The sequence below is a fragment of the Streptomyces sp. NPDC001770 genome (genome assembly GCF_053596135.1).
In genome coordinates this window covers 154,997-177,061 of the sequence record NZ_JBSFFN010000016.1, presented here as the reverse complement: position 1 = coordinate 177,061, position 22,065 = coordinate 154,997, and the positions used below count along the sequence as shown (strand labels likewise).

Genomic DNA, 22,065 nt, shown 5'->3' with positions numbered 1-22,065 from the left:
ACCGCGTAAGGATGCGGACCGGCCGCCGCGTCCGGCGTGCGCGGCGGGGAGAACGTCACCTCGAAGGGCCTTGGAGACCATCGCGGTCTCCAAGGCCCTTCGTCGTGCCGTCACTCCTCCACGAGCAGCCGCTCCCGCAGCTGGGCCAGCGTGCGGGCCAGCAGCCGGGAGACGTGCATCTGCGAGATGCCGACCTCCTGCGCGATCTGCGACTGGGTCATGTTGCCGAAGAACCGCAGCAGCAGGATCCGCTTCTCGCGCGGCGGCAGCCCCTCCAGCAGCGGTTTCAGGGACTCGCGGTACTCGACGCCCTCCAGCGCCTCGTCCTCCGAGCCCAGCGTGTCCGCGACGGCCGGCGACTCGTCGTCCGTGTCCGGTACGTCCAGCGAGAGGGTGCTGTAGGCATTGGCCGATTCCAGCCCCTCCAGCACCTCCTCCTCGGAGATGCCGAGCCGCTCCGCCAGCTCGTGCACGGTCGGCGAGCGGCCGTGCTGCTGGGAGAGCTCGGCGGTCGCCGTGGTCAGCGAGAGCCGCAGCTCCTGGAGACGGCGGGGCACCCGCACCGCCCAGCCCTTGTCCCGGAAGTGGCGCTTGATCTCCCCGACGACGGTCGGCGTCGCGTACGTGGAGAACTCCACGCCCCGGTCCGGATCGAACCGGTCCACCGACTTGATCAGGCCGATCGTGGCGACCTGCGTGAGGTCGTCCAGCGGCTCGCCCCGGTTGCGGAACCGGCGCGCCAGGTGCTCCACCAGCGGCAGATGCATCCGGACCAGCCGGTTGCGCAGTTCGGCCTTCTCCGGCGAACCGTCCGGCAGTTCCCGGAGCACTACGAAGAGCGCCCGCGCACCGCTGCGGTCGTTGGGATCGTGATGCCCGTGCTCGCTCATCTGGCCCGCCCGCTCCGCCTGCTCCGCCGCGACCGTGACAATCCTGGGCTCGCCCGCACCGCCCGCACCGCCCGCACCGCCCGTCCCGTCCGCCCCGTCCACCGGGTGCGGCCGGGCCTGTTGCTCGGGGACGGCATTGGGGTGCGCCGCCCCTGGTCGGATCGAATCGTCCCGCACAGCACCGTCCCCGTTCCCGTCGCTCACGCCGGCCCGGGTCCCGCGCCGCGTTGTTTGTGGAGGCTGATGCTCACCGTCCGGTCGTCGGCGACCGTGGATTCGACCTTGCCCGCCAGTGCGGCGAGCACCGTCCACGCGAAGGTGTCGCGCTCCGGTGCCCGGCCGTCCGTGGTCGGGGCCGACACGGTCACTTCGAGGGAGTCGTCCACGAGCCGGAACACGCAGCTCAGGACGGATCCCGGTACGGCCTGCTGGAGCAGGATCGCGCAGGCCTCGTCGACCGCGATGCGGAGGTCCTCGATCTCGTCGAGAGTGAAGTCCAAGCGCGCCGCGAGGCCGGCCGTGGCCGTACGCAGCACCGACAGGTAGGCACCCGCAGCGGGCAGCCGGACCTCCACGAAGTCCTGGTTCCCGGGTTCGCCTGCGATCTGGGACACCCTCACCTCCAAGGTGGCACAAACTCGTTCGAGGTTCCGGAACAGGTCCGGAACCGTTCGGTCGGTCGTCGGTTCTCGGTCGGGGCGACGCTATCGCGATCCATGATGCCGTGTCGCCGCGAGCCCAACCGGTGGGGGTCACACATGGTAAGCACGGAGGTGCTGACAGTCGCTACCGTTGCGACCGGAGTTGTCAGCCCGTGACGTGGACGGACCGCGCAGACACGGGTACCGGGGTTCGGCGTCGCCCAATTCCGAAGAACCGGCGCCGGTTTGACGTACCCAGACGTCAGACGATCGAACCGTCCTCGTAGCACCAGCGCCAGCTCTCGCCCGGCTCGAAACTCCGCACCACGGGGTGCCCGCTCTCCCGGGCGTGTCCCGTTCCGTGCCTGAGCGGTGACGAATCGCAGCAGCCGACGTGCCCGCAGGTGAGGCAGAGTCGTAGCTGCACCGGGTGTGTTCCGGCGTCCCGGCACTCCACGCAGGTGTCACTGAGCGGGGTGGGCTCGGGGCGGGGCAATTCGGATACGTGCGGGCACTCACTCATGATGGCCAGGTTACGACGGATGTGAGGACCGACCGATGGACGCATTGCCCCTGGTCGCACTGGTCGCGGCCAGTGCGGCGGTAGCCGGAGCCGCGCGGCGCACCCCGGTGCCCGCCCCGCTGCTGCTGGTAGCCGTGGGACTACTGGCCGCCTACCTGCCCGGGGTGCCCCCGTACACGCTCGACGCGCACATCGTGCTGCCGCTGCTGCTGCCGCCCCTGCTGTACACCGCCGCCGTGGACAGCTCCTACCTGGACCTGCGGGCCAATGCCCGGCCCGTCGCGCTGCTGTCGGTCGGGTACGTCCTCTTCGCCACGCTCGCGGTCGGCTGGCTCGCCTATCTCCTGGTGCCGGACCTGCCGTTGCCCGCCGCGCTGGTGCTCGGCGCGGTCGTCGCCCCGCCCGACGCCGTGACCGCCGCCGCCATCGCGCGCCGGGTCGGCCTGCCCGCCCGGGTCACCACCATCCTCCAGGGCGAGTCCCTGGTGAACGACGCCACCGCGATCACCGCCTACAAGGTGGCCCTGGCCGCCGCCGTGGGCGCCGGGATGAGCTGGGGCGAAGGAGTGCGGGAGTTCCTGCTCGCCTCGGTCGGCGGCATCCTCGTCGGCCTGCTGCTGATGGTCCCGCTGCACTGGCTGCGCACCCACCTCAAGGAGGCGCTGCTCCAGAACACCCTCTCCCTGCTGATCCCCTTCGTCGCCTACGCGGCGGCCGAGCGGGTGCACGCCTCCGGAGTGCTCGCCGTGGTCGTCGTCGCCCTCTACCTCGGACACCGCTCCTGGCAGGTCGACTTCGCCACCCGGCTCCAGGAGGCCGCCGTCTGGAAGATGGTGGCCTTCGTGCTGGAATCCGCCGTCTTCGCCCTCATCGGGCTCCAGATGCCCTTCGTGCTGCGGGGTCTGGGCACCTACGCCGTGTGGGACGCCGTGCGGTACGCCGTCGCGGTCTTCGTCGCCGTCGTCGTCGTCCGCTTCCTCTGGGTCTACCCCTCCACCTACCTGCCCCGCTGGCTCTCCTCCCGCATCAGGGAACGCGAGCCGGAGACCAACTGGACCTCCCCGCTGATCGTCGGCTGGGCCGGGATGCGCGGGGTCGTCTCGCTCGCCATCGCCTTCTCCATCCCGTCCTTCACCGACGACGGCGAGCACTTCCCCGCCCGCAACCTGGTGCTCTTCCTGACCTTCACCACCGTCATCGGCACCCTGGTCATCCAGGGGCTCTCCCTGCCGCTGCTGGTCCGCGTGCTGAAACTGCCCGGCCCCGACCCGCAGGCCCAGACGCTCGCCGAGGCACAGGCCCAGAGCGAGGCCTCCACGGCCGCCGAACAACGGCTGGACGACCTCCTCACGGACGAGCGCAACAGCCTTCCCGGCCCCCTCGCCGACCGGCTGCGCACGGTCATGGAACGCCGCCGCAACGCCGTCTGGGAACGCCTCGGTGCCGCCAACCCGCTCACCGGGGAGTCCGCCGACGACACCTACCGCCGGCTCTCCCGCGACATGATCGAGGCCGAGCGCGAAGTCTTCGTACGCCTCCGCGACGACCGCCGCATCGACGACGAGATGCTCCGCACCCTGCTGCGCCGCCTCGACCTCGAAGAGGCCGCCGCCTACCGGGAGTCGGACGCCGACTGAACCCCGGTGGGCGCTATGCCCCCGGCTCCGGGCGTCCGGTGACCACCGCGGTCACCCGGGCGCCCGGGGCGAACGCGTCCTCCCCGGCCAGCCGGACCAGCGCGTACAGCAGCTTCGCCACGTAGATCCGCTCGACCGGCAGCCCGTGGCGGTCCTCGAAGTCGTCGGCGAAGGCGTGGAGTTCCGGGGTCGTACGGGCGTACCCGCCGAACGCGAAGCGGTCCTCCACCGACCACCGCCCCACCGGACCGCCGAACGCCTCGCGCTGGAGGTCCCGCACCGCGTCGGCGAGGAAGCCGCCGCGCAGCACCGCGACGCCGAGGGCCCGTTGGCCGGGGTCCAGACCGGCCGCCAGGCCCGCCAGGGTGCCACCGGTGCCGCAGGCCACGGCCGCGACCTCGGTCCGCCCCCGCAGCTCGCGCCCGAGCTCCGTACAGCCCTGTGCGGCCCGTGCGTTGCTGCCGCCCTCCGGAATGACCCGTGCGTCCCCGAAGCGGTCCAGCAGTGCCGCCAGCACCCCGGGATCGTCCTTCGCGCGGTACGTACCCCGGTCCACGAAGTGCAGCCGCATCCCGTCGGCCGCGCACCGGGCGAGCGAGGGGTTCAGCGGGCGCCCGGCGAGCTCGTCGCCGCGTACGACCCCGACGGTGGCGAAGCCCAGCAGCCGCCCGGCGGCGGCGGTCGCCCGCAGATGGTTCGAGTACGCCCCGCCGAAGGTCAGCACCGGGCGCCCGTCGCCGTCCGCGAGGTTGGGCGCCAGCTTGCGCCACTTGTTGCCCGGCAGGTCCGGGTGGATCAGGTCGTCCCGCTTGAGCAGCAGCGTCACCCCGTGCCGGGCGAACCGCTCGTCGTCCACCTCCACCAGCGGGGAGGGCAGCCGGGGGCGGAGTACGGACGCGGGGTCCGGGGCGGCGGGGCCGGGGGCGGCCGGATCAGGGGCGGCGGGGTCGGTCGGGCTCACTCCTCCAGTGTCGCCGCCGCTCCCGCCGCTCCCGCCGTGCGGGGTCAGTCCTGGGCGAGCCAGAGGTCGGGCCCGAACACCTCGTAGTGGATGTCCGCCGCCGGGACGCCCTTGGCCAGCAGCTGGGTCCGTACGGCGCGCATGAAGGGCAGCGGGCCGCAGAGGTAGGCGTGGGTGCCGGGGGCGACGGCCAGGCCGCCGAGGTCGACCGGCCCGGTGCGCCCGGCCGGGTGGCCGGCGTCGGGGTGCTCGTACCAGAAGTGGGCGGTGCCGCCCCCGAGGGCGGCGGTCAGCCGCGCGTGGTCGAGGAGCAGGGCGTGGTCGGCGGGGGAGCGGTCGCCGTGCACCACGGTGACCGGCCCGTCGTGGCCGGTGGCCGCGAGGTGCTCCAGGATCGACAGCATCGGGGTGCAGCCGATCCCCGCCGAGGCGAGCAGCAGCGGGGTGTCCGGTGCGGCGCCGAGAGGACCGGGGGTCAGGTCCCCGTACGGCAGCGAGACGCGCAGCCGGTCGCCGCGGCGGACGTGCGCGTGCAGGTGCGCCGAGACCTCGCCGTCCGGCCCGTCGCCGCCGTGGACCCGCTTGACGGTGATCGAACGCAGCGGGGACTCCGGGGCGCCGGAGAGGCTGTACTGGCGTATCTGGTGGGCGCCGTCCGGGAGTCCGACCTGTACGGAGACGTACTGGCCGGGCCGGAAGGCCGGGGCCGGGGCACCGTCGGCGGGGAGGAGCCGGAAAGTGGTGACGTCGGCGGTCTCCGTCGTGCGCCCGGCGACCTCCCACTCCTGCCAGACCTCGCCCGCGGCGACGCCGCGTTCCGCGTAGAGCCGGTCCTCGGCGGCGATCAGGGCATTGGCCATCAGCCAGTAGACCTCGTCCCAGGCGGCGGCGACCTCAGGGGTGACCGCGTCGCCCAGCACCTCCGCGATGGCGGCGAAGAGATGGGTGTGCACCACCTCGTACTGCGCGGCCGTCACGCCGAGGGAGGCGTGCTTGTGGGCGATCCGGCTCAGCATCACGTCGGGGCGGGTGTCCGGGTGGTCGACCAGCATCGTCGCGAAGGCGGCGACCGAGCCGGCGAGGGCGCGCTGCTGGGTCGCGACGGCCTGGTTCCCGCGGTTGAAGAGGTCCCTCAGCAGCTCGGGACGGGCGGCGAAGAGCTTCCGGTAGAAGAGGTCGGCGATGTCCCCGATGGCGGCCCCGACGGCGGGGAGGGTGGCGCGGACGGTGGCGGTCGACGGCTCGGAGAGCATCGGGACTCCTCGGATGTTGAATTGGCATGCGAGATGCGCATTTTTCGGTGTGCATGCGCCCGGTGCGGCCCGTGGGGGCGCGCGCCCGGAGGGGTGGTGCGGTTCAGCCGGCGCCGGCGCGGGTGGCGCCGATGCCGAGGAGCAGGGGGCCGGTGGGCGAGGCGACGAGTTCGGTGACCGTGAGCGGGTCCAGCTCCGCGAAGAAGGCCTCCTGGGCCCGGCGCAGGGCGCCGCGCAGCCGGCAGGCGGCGAGCAGCGGGCAGGGGGTGTCCCCCTCGCACTCCACGACGTCCCCTGCGCCTTCGAGCTCGCGGACGAGGCCGCCGACGGAGGCGGTGCGGCCGGCCCCGGTGAGGGCGAGCCCGCCGCCGCGTCCCCGGCGCGCCTCGACCAGGCCGAGGTGCTGGAGCCGGGCGACGACCTTGGCGGTGTGGGTGTACGGAACGCGCATGGTCGCCGCCACCTCCCGGGTGGTCGGCGCCTCGCCGTCCGCCATGACGGCGAGGCGCATCAGGACCCGCAGCGCCACGTCGGTGAATCTCGTCAGCCGCATGAGGGCACCGTAAATAACTGGTATGTGAGATGCAAATTATCGAACGCGACGGGCGCCGTCCGCCCCTACTGCCCCGATCGAAGCATGGTTAGTCGCACTCTTTTGTGTAATGGCGTAGCGACACTCCGTGCTGAAAGGCTTCTTCACGCAGCTCAGCCCATGATCGAGAGGACCCGTCAGATGTCCGTCAGTGAAGAGGTTCGCGACACGCAGGGCCCGCCGCAGCAGAGTCTCGGCACGGCCGCTGCGAGGAACCTCGCGACGACCACCAAGTCCGCGCCGCAGATGCAGGAGATCACCTCCCGGTGGCTGCTGAAGACGCTGCCGTGGGTGCAGGTACAGGGCGGTACGTACCGGGTGAACCGTCGGCTCAGCTACTCGGTCGGGGACGGACGGGTGACCTTCGTGCAGACCGGCGACCGGGTCGCCGTCATCCCCGCGGAGCTCGGCGAACTGCCCGCGCTCCGCGAGTACGCGGACGAGGAGGCGCTCGCCGAGCTGGCCCGCCGCTGCGAGCAGCGCAACGTGGCCGCCGGGGAGGTCATCGCGGCCTCGGGCGACGCGGCGGACCGGGTCTACCTGCTGGCGCACGGCAGGGTGGAGAAGATCGGCACGGGCCCCTACGGGGACGAGACGGTCCTCGGAGTCCTCGCGGACGGCTCCTACTTCGGCGACCACTCCCTGGTGGAGGGCGACGCGCAGTGGGAGTTCACCACCCGCGCGGCCACCGCCTGCACCCTGCTGACACTGAGCCGCTCCGACGTGCTCAACCTCGCCGAGCGGGTCGACACCCTCCGCGACCACCTCGCCGGGCTGCTCGCCATCCCGCAGCAGCGGACCAACAAGTACGGCGAGGCGGCGATCGACCTCTCGGCAGGACACGTCGGCGAAGCCGTCGTCCCGCACACCTTCGTGGACTACGACGCGGCCCCCCGCGAGTACGAACTCAGCGTCGCCCAGACCGTACTGAAGGTGCACAGCCGCGTCGCGGACCTGTACAACCAGCCGATGAACCAGACCGAGCAGCAGTTGCGGCTCACGGTCGAGGCGCTCCGCGAGCGCCAGGAGCACGAGCTCATCAACAACCGGGAGTTCGGCCTCCTCAACAACTGCGACTACGGCCAGCGGCTCCAGCCGCACGACGGGGCGCCCAGCCCCGACGACATGGACGAACTCCTCTCCCGCCGGCGCGGATCGAAGCTCTTCCTCGCCCACCCCCGCGCCATCGCCGCCTTCGGCCGCGAGTGCAACCGGCGCGGACTCGTCCCGGAGAGCGTGGACGTCGGCGGCCACCACGTGCCGGCCTGGCGTGGAGTGCCGATCTTCCCGTCGAACAAGATCCCGATCACCGAGGCGCGCACCACCTCCATCATCTGCATGAGGACCGGCGAGGCCGAGCAGGGCGTGATCGGCCTCCACCAGACCGGCATCCCGGACGAGATCGAGCCGAGCCTCTCCGTCCGCTTCATGGGCATCGACGAGCAGGCGATCATCTCCTACCTGGTCACGGCCTACTACTCCGCCGCCGTCCTCGTCCCGGACGCCCTCGGGGTCCTGGAGAACGTGGAGGTCAGCCGCTGGCACTGACGGCGAGCGCGGTGGACCCCGGAGCCGGGCCGATCAGGACGGAAGGCCCGGGGCCCCCGCCCACGCCCGCGCCACCGCACCGCCCGTACGAGCCGCACCGCGCGTACGGCCCCGCACCCCCGGCCCACGGAGCACAGGACCGGGGGTTCACCGGCGACAGAGGGAGTGACCGTGACCATGACGACTACGGACGCCGCGACCGAGGGCCACGAGGCCGCCGCGCTCCTGGAGCGGACCCGGGCCGTCGTCGACCCGCACCTGCGCGCCGCGGTGGCGTCCCTGCCCGGCGGGATGCGCCGGGTGGCGATGTACCACTTCGGCTGGGCCGACGCCGAAGGCAACGAGGACAGCGCGGCATCGGGCCCGGCCGGCAAGGCCATCAGGCCCGCCCTGGTGCTGGCGGCGGCCCGCGCCCTGGGCGGCGACCCGGAACGCGCGGTGCGCGCCGCCGTGGCCGTCGAACTCGTGCACAACTTCACCCTGCTCCACGACGACGTCATCGACGAGGACGCCACCCGGCGCCACCGGCCCACCGCCTGGGCGGTCTTCGGCATCCCGGACGCCGTCATCACCGGCGACGCCATGATGGCCCTCGCCCTGCGGCTGCTCGCCGACGACGACCACCCCGCCTCGGGCCCCGCCATGGCGCGCCTCACCGCCTGCGTCATCGAGCTCTGCGCCGGCCAGCAGGCCGACTGCGCCTTCGAGGAACGCGGCCCCCGGGAGGTCACCCTCGACGAGTGCCTCACCATGGCCATGGCCAAGACCGGTGCCCTGCTCGGCTGCGCCTGCGCGGTCGGCGCCCTCTACGCGGGCGCCCCGGACCGGTCGGTCGGTGCGATGGACGGCTTCGGCCGGGAGTCGGGGCTCTCCTTCCAGCTCATCGACGACCTGATCGGCATCTGGGGCGACCCGGACCGCACCGGCAAACCGGTCGGCGCGGACCTCACCGCCCACAAGAAGTCCCTGCCCGTGGTGGCCGCGCTCACCTCCGGGACCCCGGCGGCCGCCGAGCTCGCCGCGCTCTACGAGGGCCCCCTCGGCGCACCGGACGAGGTGAGCCGGGCCGCCGACGCCGTGGAGCGGGCCGGCGGGCGCGACTGGGCGCAGGTCACGGCCGCCGACCGGATGGCGCGGGCGGTCCACCACCTCTCCCGGGCCGTGCCCGACCCGGCGGCCGCAGGCGATCTGCTCTCCCTCGCGGAGTTCGTCACCCGCCGCAGCCACTGACCCTCTTCCGTACGTACGGAGCCCCGCTCCCCGTCATGCGGGGGAGCGGGGCTCCGTACGTCCGATGCGGCGCGGGGCGTCAGCGCCGTGCGACACCCTCGGCCCGCGCGGCGGCGGCGACCGCGGCCGTCACCGCCGGGGCCACCCGCTCGTCGAACGGCGACGGGATCACGTACTCCGCGGCCAGCTCGTCGCCGACCACGTCGGCCAGCGCGTTCGCCGCGGCGATCTTCATGCCCTCGGTGATCCGGGAGGCCCGGACCTGGAGCGCGCCCGCGAAGATGCCGGGGAAGGCCAGCACGTTGTTGATCTGGTTCGGATAGTCCGAACGCCCGGTGGCCACGACCGCCGCGTACTTGTGCGCGATGTCCGGGTGGACCTCGGGGTTCGGGTTGGCCATGGCGAAGACGTACGCGCCCGGGGCCATCGAGGCGACGGCGGGCTCGGGGACCGTGCCGCCGGAGACGCCGATGAAGACGTCCGCACCGGCCAGCGCGTCCTCCAACGGGCCCGAGATCCCGGCCTTGTTGGTGATCTCGGCCAGCTCCCGCTTGACCTCGCTGAGGTCCTCGCGGTCCCGGCTGACGATGCCCTTGCGGTCGGCGACGGCGATGTCGCCGATGCCCGCCTCCAGCAGGAACTTCGCGATGGCGACACCGGCCGCGCCCGCGCCGGAGATGACGCCGCGCAGGTCGCCCAGGGTCCGGCCGGAGAGCTTCGCCGCGTTGCGCAGGGCCGCCAGCGTCACCACGGCGGTGCCGTGCTGGTCGTCGTGGAAGACCGGGATGTCCAGCCGCTCCTGGAGCCTGCGCTCGATCTCGAAGCAGCGAGGCGCCGAGATGTCCTCCAGGTTGACCCCGCCGAAGGAGGGCGCGAGCCGGACGACGGTCTCCACGATCTCGTCCGTGTCGGTGGTGGCGAGGGCGATCGGCACCGCGTCCACACCGCCGAACTGCTTGAAGAGGATGGCCTTGCCCTCCATCACCGGGAGCGACGCCTCGGGGCCGATGTCCCCGAGGCCGAGGACCGCGGTGCCGTCCGTGACGACCGCCACGACCTGCGACTTCCAGGTGTAGTCGTGGACGAGCTCCGGGTTCTCCGCGATGGCGCTGCACACCTTGGCGACGCCCGGCGTGTAGGCGAGGGACAGGTCGTCCTTGTCACGGATCGGCACGGTGGCCTGCACGGCCATCTTCCCGCCGCGGTGGAGCGCGAAGGCCGGATCGAAGGGCTCGTCGGCCGTGTCCGACTCTCCGGCCCCGCTGCCGGTCGTGCTGTGGTTGAGAGGATTGACGATCTCCGCTGCCATGCTGTCTGACCCCTTAAGTCTTCATCGTCTGAGGGTTTGCCGCTCCTGGTCGAGGAGGGGTGGGTGGGCACCGCGTACGTCCCCGCGCCGGCGGTTGGACCGCCTCGGCAGGGAGCGTTCGTACGCGCGGACGCGCCGCACACGCGTCCTGGTCCCCGGATGAGGGGTGTAAAGGTCTTTCTTACCGGACCGGGCCCGCCGTGGACGAGTCTCTTTCGACCCGGTGACGTGGTTCATGGGCGAATGGTGTGACAAGTCCGCACGACGGAAGCGCGCTCGGCGGCAAGTCCGTTGTACGGCACACGAGTCGTCGGGCCGATCCGGCCGTTCCGGAGATTCTCCGGTCTCACGGTGAAATTCTCACAGATGGTCCGGTTCCGCTCAGTCGGCCTCTGGGGATTCGGGGGTCGCCCGTTACCCGATTTTGACATGGCTGGACCCCTGAATGGGCTATTCCGGATGGCAAGATGCCCTAATCGCTCGGGGTGTCGGGACTCGAAGATGCGTTCAGGCGCCCCTTTCTTTTTGACACTCCCTCACCGCCGGAGGACTCCGACCATGACCGCTCGCACCATCCGCTGTACGCCCGCCATGTCCCGTCTGGCTGCGGTGAGCTCCCTCGCGGTCGCCGGCGCGCTGATCCTGACCGGCTGCGGTGACCAGACCGACTCCGCCAAGAAGGACGAGCCGGCCGCCTCCGCTTCGGCCGCCGCCCCGCTCGCCGACCTGCTGCCCCAGGACATCCGGGACAAGGGCGAGATCAAGGTCGGTTCCGACATCGCCTACCCGCCGGTCGAGTTCAAGGGCGAGGACGGCGCCACCATCGGCATCGACCCCGACCTCGGCGCCGCGCTCGGCAAGCAGCTCGGCGTGAAGTTCGTCTTCGAGAACGGCACCTTCGACACCCTGCTCACCGGCCTGCGCTCCGGCCGCTACGACCTGGCCATGTCGGCCATGACCGACACCAAGAACCGCCAGGACGGCGTCGACCCCGAGACGAACAAGAAGGTCGGTGAAGGCGTCGACTTCGTCGACTACTTCACCGCCGGCGTCTCGATCTACACCAAGAAGGGCGACGACAAGGGCATAGCCACCTGGGCGGACCTCTGCGGCAAGAAGATGGTCGTCCAGCGCGGCACCGTCTCCCACGACCTCGCCAAGGCCGAGAGCGCCAAGTGCGGCGCCAAGGGCAAGATCTCCATCGAGGCGTTCGACAACGACCTGGAGGCCCAGACCCGGCTGCGCGCCGGCGGCGCCGACGCCGGCTCCTCCGACTTCCCGGTCGCCGCCTACGCGGTCAAGACCTCGGGCGGGGGCAAGGACTTCCAGCTCGTCGGCGAGCAGGTCGAGGCGGCCCCGTACGGCATCGCCATCGCCAAGGGCAACGACCAGCTCACCAAGGCCATCCAGTCGGCCCTGGACGCGATCATCAAGGACGGCACGTACCAGAAGGTCATCAGCAAGTGGGGCGTGGACGCCGGCGCGGTCACCGAGTCCAAGATCAACGGCGGATCCTGACCGGGTTCCGGCGCTGAAAGGCGACAACAGTGATTGACATCGACAAGACGGAGCCTGCGGACACCCCGCCGGCTCCGGCTGCCGGGCCCGAGCCGATCAGGGCCGTCCCGGTACGCCACTACGGCCGGTACGTCGCCGCGATCGTGGTCCTCGGCCTGCTCGCCTCCCTCGTCTACGCCTTCTCCCAGGGCGACATCAACTGGGGCGCGATACCTGACTACTTCTTCAACGACCAGATCCTCGAAGGCGTCAGGAACACCGTCGTCATCACCCTGCTGGCCATGGTGATCGGCATCGTCCTCGGCGTCGTGCTCGCGGTGATGCGGCTCTCCAAGAACCCGGTGACCTCGTCCGTCGCCTGGGGCTACATCTGGTTCTTCCGCGGCACCCCGGTCTACGTACAGCTGCTCGTCTGGTTCAACCTCGGCCTCGTCTTCAAGTACATCGACCTCGGGCCGGTCTACAAGGACGAGTGGTCGTCCTTCATGACCCCGTTCCTCTGCGCGCTGCTCGGCCTCGGGCTCAACGAGGCCGCGTACATGGCCGAGATCTGCCGCGCCGGCCTCCAGTCCGTCGACGAGGGCCAGACCGAGGCGGCGCACGCGCTGGGCATGACCCACGGCAGGACGCTGCGCCGGATCGTCGTCCCGCAGGCGATGCGCGTCATCGTGCCGCCCACGGGCAACGAGGTCATCAACATGCTGAAGACCTCCTCGCTCGCGGTCGCCGTCCAGTACGGCGAACTGCTGCGCTCCACCCAGAACGTCTCCCAGTCCTCCGGCGCCACCGTGGAGATGCTCTTCCTCGCGGCGGTCTGGTACATGGTGGCGACCTCGGTGCTGAGCATCGGCCAGTACTACCTGGAGCGTCACTTCGCCCGCGGATCGAGCCGCAGCCTTCCGCCCACCCCGTTCCAGAGGGTCAAGGCCAACGTGCTGTCCCTGAGCCGTCCCAAGGGAGGCGTCGCATGACCGCCATGGTGAAGTCCGAGGGCGTCCACAAGTCCTACGGCGCCTCGCACGTCCTCAAGGGCATCGACCTGGAGGTCGCCCCCGGGGAGGTGTTCTGCCTGATCGGACCGTCCGGTTCCGGCAAGTCGACCTTCCTGCGGTGCATCAACCACCTGGAGAAGATCAACGCCGGACGGCTCTCCGTCGACGGCGAACTCGTCGGCTACCGCGAGCACGGCGGCCGGCTGTACGAGCTCAGGGACAGCGAAGTCGCCCTGCGGCGCCGCGACATCGGCATGGTCTTCCAGCGCTTCAACCTGTTCCCGCACATGACGGCCATCGAGAACGTCATGGAAGCCCCGGTCCAGGTCCTGCGCGAATCCAGGGCCGTCGCCCGCGAGCGCGCGGAGCGCCTGCTGGACCGGGTCGGCCTCTCCGACAAGCAGGACAGCTACCCCTCGCAGCTCTCCGGCGGGCAGCAGCAGCGGGTCGCCATCGCCCGCGCACTGGCCATGCAGCCCAAGCTGATGCTCTTCGACGAGCCCACCTCCGCGCTCGACCCGGAGCTGGTCGGAGACGTCCTGGACGTCATGCGCGGACTGGCCGAGGAAGGCATGACGATGATCGTCGTCACCCACGAGATGGGCTTCGCCCGCGAGGTCGGCGACGCGCTCGTCTTCATGGACGATGGCGTGGTCGTCGAAGCGGGCCACCCGCGGGACGTGCTGACCAACCCGCGGCACGAGCGGACGCAGGCGTTCCTCTCCAAGGTGCTGTAGGCGGGCGTGCCTCGGGGCGGTGGAGACCCTTCCGGTCCACCGCCCCGAGGCACGCGCAGGCTCACTTGCCCGGCAGCAGCTCCGGTCGCTTCAGCAGGTCACGGACCTCGGCGGCGGTGAGCGGCGGGGTCTTCAGCAGCGGGCCCTGCGCCCCCTTGGCCTCGAACCCGGTGCTGGAACGGAGCATCAGGGCGCTGCCGTCCTCCAGGACCAGCTGCCCGTCGATCTCCGGACCCCACTGGGGCGTTCCGGCCCCGTAGTCCATCGCGTCGCTCCAGGTGGTGAGGACACGTCCGTCCGGCAGCACCTCGCGCACGCAGTCCGCGCGCCCCGGCTCCTTGCCGTTGACCTCGCACAGGTCCTGGGCAGCGAGCGGCGCGCCGTCGCCGCTCTTCGCGGCGCTCTCCTTCGCACTCCTGATCTCGAACGAGAGGTAGCCGACCCCGCCGTCCTTGTGGACCGCGTAGTCCCCGTCCAAGGGACCGATGAAGTGCCTCGTGTCCTCGCTCGGCTTCACGTGCTTGATCAGCACCACGAACGAGACTTCCTCCAGCCGGCCGACCCCCGTGGGCAGCAGAGCGGCGACCCGCCTCGCCTTGTCCGCGCCGGAAGTCGCCGACGCCGCGACCGAGACCCGCTCCAGCGGGGTGGCGGAGTCCTGGTTCAGCTGAGGCACCACGACGGCCCCGGCCGCCACGACCGCGAGGGCCGCGCACGAGACCGCCGCCCGCCGGCGGAACCGCACCCGGGCCGCGCCCGCGTACACCGCCTCCGTCGACAGCACCGGCCGTCCGGCGTCCGCCGCGGCCCTCTCCAGCAAGTTCTTCACGTCGTCGCTCACACCAATTCCTCCGTCATCCCGGCGCGCAGCGCCGCCAATCCCCGAGCCGCGTGGCTCTTGACCGTGTTCTGCCGCATTCCGAGCAGGTCCGCCGTGGCCTCCACGCTCAGGTCCTCCCAGTAGCGGAGGACCAGCACCGCGCGCTGCTTGGCCGTGAGCCGGGCGAGCGCCGCCCGTACCTGGAGGCCGGTGTCGCTGTCCTCCTGACCGGCCGCGCGGTCGGGCAGCTCGCCGAAGGGCTGCTCCCGCCGCCAGAACCTGCGGCGGGACGCGATGAACGTGTTGACCAGCGTCCTGCGCGCGTACGCCTCGACGTTGTCGAGCCGCCCGTGCCGCCGGCCACCGACCAGCACCTTCACGAGCGCCGTCTGCACCAGGTCCTCGGCCTCGTGCCGGTCGCCGCACAACAGATAGGCGCTGCGGAACAGCGCGGTGCGTCGGCCCTCCACGAAGGCGTGCAGCGCGGCATCCTCGTCCGTCCGCATTCCCCGCCCCTCTCCGGGCCCGCGGGCGCGGACCGTCTCACCCCTTCCAGTGCGCCGGACCACGACGGAGGTTGCGGCCGGACGCGACGGATCTCAAGCGTGTCCCGCGCGAGGTGCCGTACTGGAGTTGGGGTGCTGGGACACGGCGGCGGGGGCGGCACGGAAGCCTCTCCGTGCCGCCCCCGCCGCCCTGCGCCGCTACTTCAGCGCGAGCACCACCGCGTCGGAGGGCGAGGCCCAGACGGTCCGCGCCTCGCCGAAGCCGGACGCGCGCAGCGTACGGGCGTGCCAGTCCGCCGAGGGGGCCTCCCCGTCGGCGTGGTCGCCGTGGATCGCGAACCGCTCGGCGGTCGGTCCGGCGAGCGCCGGGTCCTTCGCGGCCTCGCCCCACCACTCGGCCCGGTCGAGCGCGCCCGCCGCCCTGGCGGCCCGGTCCGTCCCGGCGTGCCGGTGGGCGCGTTCGGCCGCGTTGAGGCGAGGAGTGGACGCGTCGGTCATGTGGTCCGCGTTCATGAACACCCCGCCCTCCCGAACCAGTTCGCCGACCTGCCCGTAGAGCACGGCGAGCGGCTCACGGTGGAACCAGTGGAGCGCGGTGGCCGTGAGTACCGCGTCGTACGAGGTACGGGGCAGCGCCGCCGGCCACGCGGGGTCCTTGAGATCCGCGGTGACGAGGGTGACCCGGTCGTCGCCTGCGAAGGTGCCGCGGGCGATGGCGAGGAGCGCGGGGTCGAGATCCACGCCCGTACTGGTGGCCTTCGGGAACCGGCGGAGCAGCCGGTCCGTAATACTTCCCGTACCGCAGGCGAGGTCGAGCACGCTCGGCTCGGGGCCGACCACGGCCTCGACCATGTCGAGCATGATCCGGAAGCGCTCCTCGCGGTCCGGCATGTACCACTCCTGCTGGCGGTCCCAGCTCCGCTGCCAGGGACGCCGGCCGGTGCCCGCGGCCGAGTCCGTCACCTCGGTGTCCGTCATGTGAGCCCTCACCTCTGATGTAATACTCAAATTGCGGGATCGACCATTACACTGCTGGTTGCAGGGAACTTTGGACCCACGCCGTAAGGACGACAAGTGGAACTGGCCTATTACTCGGACTACGCCGTGCGTCTGGTCAACACCGAGGAGCCGGCCCGCAACAAGGACGCGCTCACCTCGGTCGACGCCGTCCGCGAGCTCTTCGCCGGTAACGCCCAGGCCGCCCGGCGGGCGACCGACGCCGACGTGACCCGCTTCCGCTCCGTACGGGGCCGGCTGCGCGCCGTCTTCGAAGCCGCCGACGGAGGCGACGAGACCCTCGCGGTCGACCTGCTCAACTCCCTGCTGCTGGAGTTCCCCGTCAGCCCGCAGATCTCCGGCCACGACACCCTGGACGGCACCGGGAAGCCGGACTGGCACATGCACCTGGCGGACCATCCGTCCAACGCCACCGCCGGCTACGCCGCCATCGCCGCCATGGGGCTCGCCTTCCACCTCACCACCCACGGGGTGGACCGGCTGGGCCTCTGCGAGGCACCGCCGTGCCGCAACGCCTACCTGGACACCTCCACCAACCGGTCGCGGCGGTACTGCTCCGACCGCTGCGCGACCCGTGCCAACGTGGCCGCCTACCGGGCCCGCAAACGCCTGGAGGCCGACCGGTCCGCCGACAGCGGCCGCACCGCCGAGGCCGCCCAGCCCAGCACCCCCAGCGGCGACCGCTGATCCTTCCGCAACGGCCGGAACCGCAGGTGCGCCCGGGCCAGTACGAGATCCTCCGGGACGGTCCCGTACACCGTGCTGTCGCCGCCCGCGAACGTGTTGTCCGCCAGCACCCACCAGCCGCCCGGCCGGCGCTCGGTGGCCCGCTTCACCACCAGCAGATCCTGCTGGAAGGGGTGGCGCAGAATCACCACGTCCCCCGGACGCACCGGCGCCCCGTACTGCACCAGGAGCCGGTCACCGTGGTAGAGCGTCGGCACCATCGAAGGCCCCGTCACCTCCACCACCTGAAACCGCACCCCTGCCGCCCGCCCGTCCCCGGGCCCCTGCGCCGGTTCCGCCATCTCCGCTACCTCCCCGGTCCGTTCGTCCGCCTCCAGTACACCGCCTCGGGCCTCGCTCGTACATTCGGCCTCAGGCGCTCATCCTCACCCCGGACTTTTGACCTAAGCCCATGGGGGCACTCGCTGAAACAGGTGCTCCACGGAGTAATGTCCCACCTGAGAAGACGATCACGAGGAAGGACAGCTCCATGCTCTCCCGCCTGTTTGCCCCCAAGGTGAAGGTCAGCGCCCACTGCGACCTGCCCTGCGGTGTGTACGACCCGGCCCAGGCCCGCATCGAGGCGGAGTCCGTCAAGGCCGTCCAGGAGAAGTACCAGGCCAATGAGGACGCGGACTTCCGCACCCGCTCGGTCCTGATCAAGGAACAGCGTGCGGAGCTCGCGAAGCACCACGTCTCCGTGCTCTGGAGCGACTACTTCAAGGCCCCGCACTTCGAGAAGTACCCCCAGCTGCACCAGCTGGTCAACGACACCCTGAAGGCGCTCTCCGCCGCCAAGGCGTCGAACGACCCGGCCACGGGCCAGAAGGCTCTGGACCTGATCGCCGAGATCGACAAGATCTTCTGGGAGACCAAGAAGGCCTGATCTCGGGTTGGGCCTTCTGACCCGCGATTTCGCGGGTCACGTTGCCTACCTGACCGCACCCGGTCCGCAGGACGCCGAACATGGCGTCCATGGCGGGCCGGGTGCGGTGTTTTCGGCTCGGCCACGGAAGCGCGTAGATCCGCAGCGTGATGACGGCGGACGCGTGGCCGAGGACCATCTGGACCTGGTTGATGCTCGCCCTGCCCGCGATGAGCGCGGAGGCGTAGAAGTGCCGCAGGTCGCGGGTCACCAGGTGCGGCAGCTCGACGGGCTTTCGGCCCCTCGCGCCCGGCCGCCTCGCTGTCCTCCGCCCCTGGAGCGCCTTGCGCAGTCCCACTCGGACTTCCAGCGGCGGTAGTCGAGCGGCTCCTCCTCCGCACCGTCCTGGCGGACTTGGCCCGCCGAGCACCGCGAGTCGCAACCGCCCGCCGCTGCGGGCAAGACGTGCGCGCGGCCCTCCCCGACCACGCCGACGGGATCATCGCCGACCCCGCCTGGACCGCCCTGACCACAACCCTCGCCCGAGCCGAGACCTCCGGCCACAACCCCCGGCGCCTCCTGGCGGAGGTGGTCGCCCAGCGGGAATGAGCCTCATGGTGCGCGCAGCCGCACCCGGTCTCTCCCAGCCGGAATCCCGATGAGGAAATGGCCGGCCGCAGGGGATGCGGCTGACCTCGTCGGCGGAACGCCACGAAGGACTGAGGCTTATGTTGTGCCCGGGGAGGGGGAGAGAGCCGGAACCCGCTGTCCGGCCTGGTGACGCCCGCTCGTGCCTACCGTCCGGACGGCGTCGAAGGGCTCCGCGAGGAGGGGCGGGTGTAAAGCAGCACTTGTACGCCGAGCCCTGTGATGGCCAATCCCTCGATGACCGATACGGACAACAACCCGGCGCCGTATTCGCCCGTCGTCCAGAAGGCCACCAGCCCGGCCAGTGGCACCAGGCAGAAGGCTGCCAGGTCGATCAGGAGCTGTATCAGCTTCCGGGACTTTCGCCGATCGTCTGAACGATGGGCCATCTCCCATCCGAAGACTACGACCTGACGGTCCCCGGATTGGCTGAGGGAAGCCAGCTGAGGCCCCAACTCCTCACGGATGTAGGTCCCAATCGCGGAGATCTTTTCGTCGTTTACGAGGTAGGTCCACCCGAGCACTACGCAGACCGGAGGCAGGGAAAGTAACAGGACCGGCGCCTTCGACTGTGCTGCGGCGGCGACTACAGCGGTGACGGCGGCGAGGGCGACATACAGAAGATTGTCACGGAAGCCGATCCTCGCCTTCTGCTCCTCCTTGATCACTTGGTACTCCACGAGATGCAGGCCTGCCAGAGTGGTCACCCCTTGCTGATCCGACCTCTCCGAACGCATGATCCTCCCTCACTTCGAGGCGTCAACGACACCACAGAGCATGGCAGTTATCCGTATGCTTTGCCTATGTCGGACCCCGCTCCCTTCATTGCGGTGCTGACCGCGCTGCCCGTGGAGTATCTCGCTGTGCGTGACCACGTCACGGACATAGAGCCGCTCGTCCACCCACACGGCACTCGTGTTGAGAGCGCACGGCTGCCCGGCACCCCGTGGCGCATCGCGCTCGTCGAGGCAGGAGTGGGCGCTGGCGCTACCGCGGTGCTCACGGAGCGCGTGGCGCATTGGTTCAACCCTCAAGCGGTGCTGTTCGTGGGCGTGGCGGGCGGGCTCAAGAGCGACATTCAGATTGGCGATGTGGTTGTCGCCACCAAGGTGTATGGGATCCACGGAGGCAAGCAGAGTCCGGGGCGATTCGAAGTGCGTCCCGATGTCTGGCCGTCTTCCCATCGGCTCGATCAGGCGGCACGTGCCGCCTTGCGAGGGCGACGCGGCGTGCACTTCAAGCCGATCGCATCCGGCGACGTGGTTCTGGCTGACGCCGAGTCCGAGATTGCGGCCTATCTGCGCGCGAACTTCAATGACGCGGCGGCCCTCGACATGGAGGGAGCCGGCCTGGTGCAGGCTGCTCACCTCGCCGGCGGTCTGGATGCTCTCGTCATCCGGGGGGTAAGCGACAATGCCGACGCGGAAAAGTTCAGATACGACGCCCAAGGGTCTCAGGAGCTGGCATCCAGGAACGCGGCAGAGGTTGCCGTCACGATCTTGCGAACTCTTGATTCGGTGAGACCACGGGATCGCGCCATACATGCTCCACGGTCTGCATCGTCCAGGGAAACTGCATTGGGACTTGTCAGGGCTCCCCATGTTTGGGGCATTTCAGAATCCGAATACGAAGTGCTCAGCGCTCTTGCCCGGAGCGCTTCCCTTTCTCTCGACGGGCGTCTGGAGGAGTCTGCTGCCGTCGAGGTCGCCGCCGAGGCGTCCCCACACCTTTCGCCGGATCTGGCGAAAATGGCCATGCGACTCCTGATCGACCGTGGATACCTGCGTGCCAGCCCTAGCGGTCGCATGGAAGTTTCATCGAACGGCCTCCAAGCCCTTGCCAGAGGAAGGAAGAAGTAGATGGGCCGCCGTCAGTTCAGCATCTCCAACGTATCCCAGTCGGCCGGTGAGGGAGTCCTTGACATTCCCAGCTTGTCGATCTTGCGCTACAAGTCTCCCGAGGTTCTTCTTGAGGAGTTCCGGGCCATCTGGGGCGTTGACTCCAGCACGGTTGCCCTCCCTGTGGCGGAGGCGGACGGCCTCCTGTACGAGATCGACGGAATGAGGGGAGTTCCGCTCTCCAGCCACGCGCAGCCTTCCCCGGCACTGAAGGGTTTCGAGGATGTCGTGAAGGCATTCATGTCACTCGGGAAGAATATTATTCTGACGTTCGTTCCGACCATGGGGTACATCCCTGGAGAAGGGCTGCTGACACGCGACATCAACGGAACCACCTCGCCGCAGCCCTGCCTTGCCAATCCGCGTTCGACTGAGGTGCTGGGTGCGATCTTGGGAACTGGCATCGATATCGTTAAAGATGTCGCGGCACGTCTGACTGGAGTCGGGTTGCAAGGAGTGGCTCTTGACGTCACGGACCTTTGGGGAATGGGCGGAGAGGACGCCCAGGTCGAAGCCTCATGCTTCTGCGCTGCCTGCACGCAGCATTTCGCGGACACTGCGCCTGACCTCCTGAAACACTTCAAGACATTCCCGAATCCTTGGAGCCTCCTCCTCCGGCCCACGGCGACTGGGATCAACTACATGAGCGAAGTCCCACTGGGTATCACCCCTGAGGAGGTTGTTGGAATCGCCCATCAACGCAAGTATGTTGAGCAGTTCCCGAAATCTGAACGGTATGAGCTGATCGAGTACGCCAGCCTGCTCCTGCGCTACATGAGGACTCGGCACTCGCTCACCGTCGGCGCGATCGGTGCGCTGTTCGACTACGCGTTGGATGGTTTGGAAGACCGGCTTCTGCGGATTCTGCTAATGGAGGGAGAAACGTACGGCTGGACATCAGGGCTCTGGCTGGAGGAGCTCGACAACGATTTTCGTGCGGACGGCTCCGGAAGCTACGACGAAATCTGGCTGAACGTCACACCTGGGTATCTTCCTCAGAACGTTCCGTACCGTGCGTACATGTGGCGACGAAGCCGGTACGCCATCAGCGACTTCTTCAACTTTGCCGGCAGCTTGGCGCATGCCCCCACTCGCGTGAACACCGGACTGAGTCGAATGAGTATCGAAGAGTGCCGCCGTATGGTGGCTAACAATTGGCAGCGCGTGCACGCGAGTTCCATGAACTCCCAAGCGGCCCTACTCGGCCTTGCCACTGAGGAAACGTCCCAAAGCGATGTTCGTCGGGGATTCGTCGGTGTCGGGCTTGACCGGGAGTTCGGTGATCGATTCAGCGATCAGATCGCGATCCTGCCGAGCCAGGTGGACTATCGCGCTCGTCCGGGGAGCCTTGCGCTCGATACCGACCTTACAGCCATCCTTCAGCGCATGCGGGAAGATGGTGCTTCGTAATCCGGTTCGATATCGCAATTGCTGGGGGTTCCAGCGGTTTCCTCGACACTCGGTATTCTGCGACTTCTGACGTGGGCGGTCCGCTCCTCCGGCAGGGTGTGACGGTTTGACATCATCTTCTTTGTGGACGGTTTCAGATTTTGGCCTCGCGCTTTCGTGAAGTGGGCTGCCCGAAATGGGGTCAGAATGACAGAAAGTGGCTGTTCCTGGCGAGTATCATGGTTGTCGAGGGCCTTGTTCCCGCCGCTTGAGAGGCTCTTGCTGGGTGATGGAGTGCCCCGACTTCAGTGACGCCGCCCCAGGGAGGCAGCAGCACTTCAGCAGGTGGCAGTGCCGGCGGGGGC

Annotated in this window: 22 protein-coding genes and 1 pseudogene; 11 read left to right on the top strand and 12 right to left on the bottom strand. The window is 69.9% G+C overall.

The genetic code is table 11. The annotated features are described in order from the left end of the window. Positions 1-110: 110 nt before the first annotated feature. The 3 genes from ACWCSV_RS17180 to ACWCSV_RS17170 all read right to left on the bottom strand — a co-directional run bounded on the left by ACWCSV_RS17180 (position 111) and on the right by ACWCSV_RS17170 (position 2,054). Positions 111-1,067, bottom strand: coding sequence for an RNA polymerase sigma factor SigF (locus tag ACWCSV_RS17180; RefSeq protein WP_451142932.1), 957 nt, complete (start codon positions 1,065-1,067; stop codon positions 111-113). 23 nt (positions 1,068-1,090) lie between these two features. Then, positions 1,091-1,504 (bottom strand): ATP-binding protein, encoded by a 414-nt coding sequence (locus ACWCSV_RS17175; protein WP_266708962.1) that lies wholly within the window; start codon positions 1,502-1,504, stop codon positions 1,091-1,093. A gap of 289 nt (positions 1,505-1,793) precedes the next feature. Beyond that, positions 1,794-2,054, bottom strand: coding sequence for a UBP-type zinc finger domain-containing protein (locus tag ACWCSV_RS17170; RefSeq protein WP_451011691.1), 261 nt, complete (start codon positions 2,052-2,054; stop codon positions 1,794-1,796). Between the two features lie 35 nt (positions 2,055-2,089). Between ACWCSV_RS17170 and ACWCSV_RS17165 the strand changes: the two genes are divergently transcribed. Beyond that, complete coding sequence (locus ACWCSV_RS17165; RefSeq protein WP_451142930.1) at positions 2,090-3,691, top strand: Na+/H+ antiporter; 1,602 nt, start codon at positions 2,090-2,092, stop codon at positions 3,689-3,691. Positions 3,692-3,704: 13 nt separating this feature from the next. On the opposite strand, the gene ACWCSV_RS17160 is transcribed toward ACWCSV_RS17165, so the two are convergent. From ACWCSV_RS17160 to ACWCSV_RS17150, 3 genes are all read right to left on the bottom strand, one after another. After that, entirely contained in the window at positions 3,705-4,568 is an 864-nt protein-coding gene (locus tag ACWCSV_RS17160; RefSeq protein ID WP_451142944.1) for a 1-aminocyclopropane-1-carboxylate deaminase/D-cysteine desulfhydrase, read from the bottom strand. A 128-nt stretch (positions 4,569-4,696) separates the two neighbouring features. Continuing rightward, entirely contained in the window at positions 4,697-5,905 is a 1,209-nt protein-coding gene (locus ACWCSV_RS17155) for a globin domain-containing protein (protein ID WP_451142928.1), read from the bottom strand. 103 nt (positions 5,906-6,008) lie between these two features. Next, on the bottom strand, positions 6,009-6,458 hold the full coding sequence (locus tag ACWCSV_RS17150; protein ID WP_451142926.1) for an RrF2 family transcriptional regulator: 450 nt from the start codon (positions 6,456-6,458) through the stop codon (positions 6,009-6,011). A 180-nt stretch (positions 6,459-6,638) separates the two neighbouring features. Here ACWCSV_RS17150 and ACWCSV_RS17145 point away from each other — a divergent pair, with 180 nt between their 5' ends. Both ACWCSV_RS17145 and ACWCSV_RS17140 read left to right on the top strand, forming a co-directional pair. Continuing rightward, positions 6,639-8,045, top strand: a complete 1,407-nt coding sequence (locus tag ACWCSV_RS17145) for a family 2B encapsulin nanocompartment shell protein (RefSeq protein ID WP_451142924.1) — start codon at positions 6,639-6,641, stop codon at positions 8,043-8,045. Between the two features lie 177 nt (positions 8,046-8,222). Continuing rightward, on the top strand, positions 8,223-9,275 hold the full coding sequence (locus ACWCSV_RS17140) for a family 2 encapsulin nanocompartment cargo protein polyprenyl transferase (protein WP_451142942.1): 1,053 nt from the start codon (positions 8,223-8,225) through the stop codon (positions 9,273-9,275). Positions 9,276-9,354: 79 nt separating this feature from the next. Here ACWCSV_RS17140 and ACWCSV_RS17135 read toward each other — a convergent pair whose 3' ends face one another. Beyond that, positions 9,355-10,584, bottom strand: a complete 1,230-nt coding sequence (locus ACWCSV_RS17135; protein ID WP_451142922.1) for an NAD(P)-dependent malic enzyme — start codon at positions 10,582-10,584, stop codon at positions 9,355-9,357. Between the two features lie 558 nt (positions 10,585-11,142). Between ACWCSV_RS17135 and ACWCSV_RS17130 the strand changes: the two genes are divergently transcribed. From ACWCSV_RS17130 to ACWCSV_RS17120, 3 genes are read left to right on the top strand one after another with little or no spacing between them, the layout of a single operon-like run. Continuing rightward, positions 11,143-12,102 (top strand): ABC transporter substrate-binding protein, encoded by a 960-nt coding sequence (locus tag ACWCSV_RS17130; RefSeq protein WP_451142920.1) that lies wholly within the window; start codon positions 11,143-11,145, stop codon positions 12,100-12,102. Between the two features lie 29 nt (positions 12,103-12,131). Continuing rightward, positions 12,132-13,073 (top strand): amino acid ABC transporter permease, encoded by a 942-nt coding sequence (locus tag ACWCSV_RS17125; RefSeq protein ID WP_451142918.1) that lies wholly within the window; start codon positions 12,132-12,134, stop codon positions 13,071-13,073. A gap of 5 nt (positions 13,074-13,078) precedes the next feature. Further along, positions 13,079-13,831 (top strand): amino acid ABC transporter ATP-binding protein, encoded by a 753-nt coding sequence (locus tag ACWCSV_RS17120; protein ID WP_327180158.1) that lies wholly within the window; start codon positions 13,079-13,081, stop codon positions 13,829-13,831. 61 nt (positions 13,832-13,892) lie between these two features. On the opposite strand, the gene ACWCSV_RS17115 is transcribed toward ACWCSV_RS17120, so the two are convergent. From ACWCSV_RS17115 to ACWCSV_RS17105, 3 genes are all read right to left on the bottom strand, one after another. Continuing rightward, positions 13,893-14,672: a hypothetical protein gene (locus ACWCSV_RS17115; RefSeq protein ID WP_451142916.1), complete on the bottom strand. Its 780-nt coding sequence runs from the start codon at positions 14,670-14,672 to the stop codon at positions 13,893-13,895. Then, positions 14,669-15,157 carry a SigE family RNA polymerase sigma factor gene (locus ACWCSV_RS17110; RefSeq protein ID WP_451142914.1) on the bottom strand — a complete coding sequence of 163 codons (489 nt, stop codon included), beginning with the start codon at positions 15,155-15,157 and terminating at the stop codon, positions 14,669-14,671. Before ACWCSV_RS17110 ends, ACWCSV_RS17115 begins: the two co-directional genes overlap by 4 nt. 198 nt (positions 15,158-15,355) lie before the next feature. Continuing rightward, positions 15,356-16,135, bottom strand: a complete 780-nt coding sequence (locus tag ACWCSV_RS17105) for a class I SAM-dependent methyltransferase (RefSeq protein WP_451142912.1) — start codon at positions 16,133-16,135, stop codon at positions 15,356-15,358. Between the two features lie 96 nt (positions 16,136-16,231). On the opposite strand from ACWCSV_RS17105, the gene ACWCSV_RS17100 reads away from it, so the two are divergent. Continuing rightward, on the top strand, positions 16,232-16,861 hold the full coding sequence (locus ACWCSV_RS17100; RefSeq protein ID WP_451142910.1) for a CGNR zinc finger domain-containing protein: 630 nt from the start codon (positions 16,232-16,234) through the stop codon (positions 16,859-16,861). Here ACWCSV_RS17100 and sodX read toward each other — a convergent pair. Next, a complete protein-coding gene (sodX, locus tag ACWCSV_RS17095) occupies positions 16,765-17,202 on the bottom strand; it encodes a nickel-type superoxide dismutase maturation protease (protein ID WP_450771714.1) in 438 nt (145 codons plus the stop codon). The genes ACWCSV_RS17100 and sodX overlap by 97 nt on opposite strands. Positions 17,203-17,390: 188 nt before the next feature. On the opposite strand from sodX, the gene sodN reads away from it, so the two are divergent. Both sodN and ACWCSV_RS17085 read left to right on the top strand, forming a co-directional pair. Continuing rightward, positions 17,391-17,786, top strand: a complete 396-nt coding sequence (sodN, locus tag ACWCSV_RS17090; RefSeq protein ID WP_266708992.1) for a superoxide dismutase, Ni — start codon at positions 17,391-17,393, stop codon at positions 17,784-17,786. 381 nt (positions 17,787-18,167) lie between these two features. Then, positions 18,168-18,371, top strand: a pseudogene (locus ACWCSV_RS17085) (relaxase/mobilization nuclease domain-containing protein); the annotation flags it as partial. A gap of 188 nt (positions 18,372-18,559) precedes the next feature. On the opposite strand, the gene ACWCSV_RS17080 reads toward ACWCSV_RS17085, so the two are convergent. Further along, the gene (locus ACWCSV_RS17080; RefSeq protein ID WP_451142908.1) at positions 18,560-19,150 is read right to left on the bottom strand and encodes a hypothetical protein; all 591 of its coding nucleotides are present in this window, start codon (positions 19,148-19,150) and stop codon (positions 18,560-18,562) included. 66 nt (positions 19,151-19,216) lie between these two features. Between ACWCSV_RS17080 and ACWCSV_RS17075 the strand changes: the two genes are divergently transcribed. Together ACWCSV_RS17075 and ACWCSV_RS17070 are read left to right on the top strand one after the other, a co-directional pair. Further along, a complete protein-coding gene (locus ACWCSV_RS17075) occupies positions 19,217-20,272 on the top strand; it encodes a 5'-methylthioadenosine/S-adenosylhomocysteine nucleosidase (RefSeq protein ID WP_451142906.1) in 1,056 nt (351 codons plus the stop codon). Beyond that, positions 20,273-21,721, top strand: coding sequence for a hypothetical protein (locus ACWCSV_RS17070; protein WP_451142904.1), 1,449 nt, complete (start codon positions 20,273-20,275; stop codon positions 21,719-21,721). Positions 21,722-22,065: the final 344 nt, after the last annotated feature.

Bases quoted from the DNA above. Each gene is read 5' to 3' on its own strand.
- ACWCSV_RS17150 (WP_451142926.1), bottom strand. From the start codon at position 6,458: ATGCGGCTGACGAGATTCACCGACGTGGCGCTGCGGGTCCTGATGCGC.
- ACWCSV_RS17145 (WP_451142924.1), top strand. From the start codon at position 6,639: ATGTCCGTCAGTGAAGAGGTTCGCGACACGCAGGGCCCGCCGCAGCAG.
- ACWCSV_RS17170 (WP_451011691.1), bottom strand. From the start codon at position 2,054: ATGAGTGAGTGCCCGCACGTATCCGAATTGCCCCGCCCCGAGCCCACC.
- ACWCSV_RS17080 (WP_451142908.1), bottom strand. From the start codon at position 19,150: ATGCGTTCGGAGAGGTCGGATCAGCAAGGGGTGACCACTCTGGCAGGC.
- ACWCSV_RS17140 (WP_451142942.1), top strand. From the start codon at position 8,223: ATGACGACTACGGACGCCGCGACCGAGGGCCACGAGGCCGCCGCGCTC.
- ACWCSV_RS17135 (WP_451142922.1), bottom strand. From the start codon at position 10,584: ATGGCAGCGGAGATCGTCAATCCTCTCAACCACAGCACGACCGGCAGC.
- ACWCSV_RS17075 (WP_451142906.1), top strand. From the start codon at position 19,217: ATGTCGGACCCCGCTCCCTTCATTGCGGTGCTGACCGCGCTGCCCGTG.
- ACWCSV_RS17130 (WP_451142920.1), top strand. From the start codon at position 11,143: ATGACCGCTCGCACCATCCGCTGTACGCCCGCCATGTCCCGTCTGGCT.
- ACWCSV_RS17110 (WP_451142914.1), bottom strand. From the start codon at position 15,157: ATGCGGACGGACGAGGATGCCGCGCTGCACGCCTTCGTGGAGGGCCGA.
- ACWCSV_RS17120 (WP_327180158.1), top strand. From the start codon at position 13,079: ATGGTGAAGTCCGAGGGCGTCCACAAGTCCTACGGCGCCTCGCACGTC.
- ACWCSV_RS17105 (WP_451142912.1), bottom strand. From the start codon at position 16,135: ATGACGGACACCGAGGTGACGGACTCGGCCGCGGGCACCGGCCGGCGT.
- sodX (WP_450771714.1), bottom strand. From the start codon at position 17,202: ATGGCGGAACCGGCGCAGGGGCCCGGGGACGGGCGGGCGGCAGGGGTG.
- sodN (WP_266708992.1), top strand. From the start codon at position 17,391: ATGCTCTCCCGCCTGTTTGCCCCCAAGGTGAAGGTCAGCGCCCACTGC.
- ACWCSV_RS17155 (WP_451142928.1), bottom strand. From the start codon at position 5,905: ATGCTCTCCGAGCCGTCGACCGCCACCGTCCGCGCCACCCTCCCCGCC.
- ACWCSV_RS17070 (WP_451142904.1), top strand. From the start codon at position 20,273: ATGGGCCGCCGTCAGTTCAGCATCTCCAACGTATCCCAGTCGGCCGGT.
- ACWCSV_RS17165 (WP_451142930.1), top strand. From the start codon at position 2,090: ATGGACGCATTGCCCCTGGTCGCACTGGTCGCGGCCAGTGCGGCGGTA.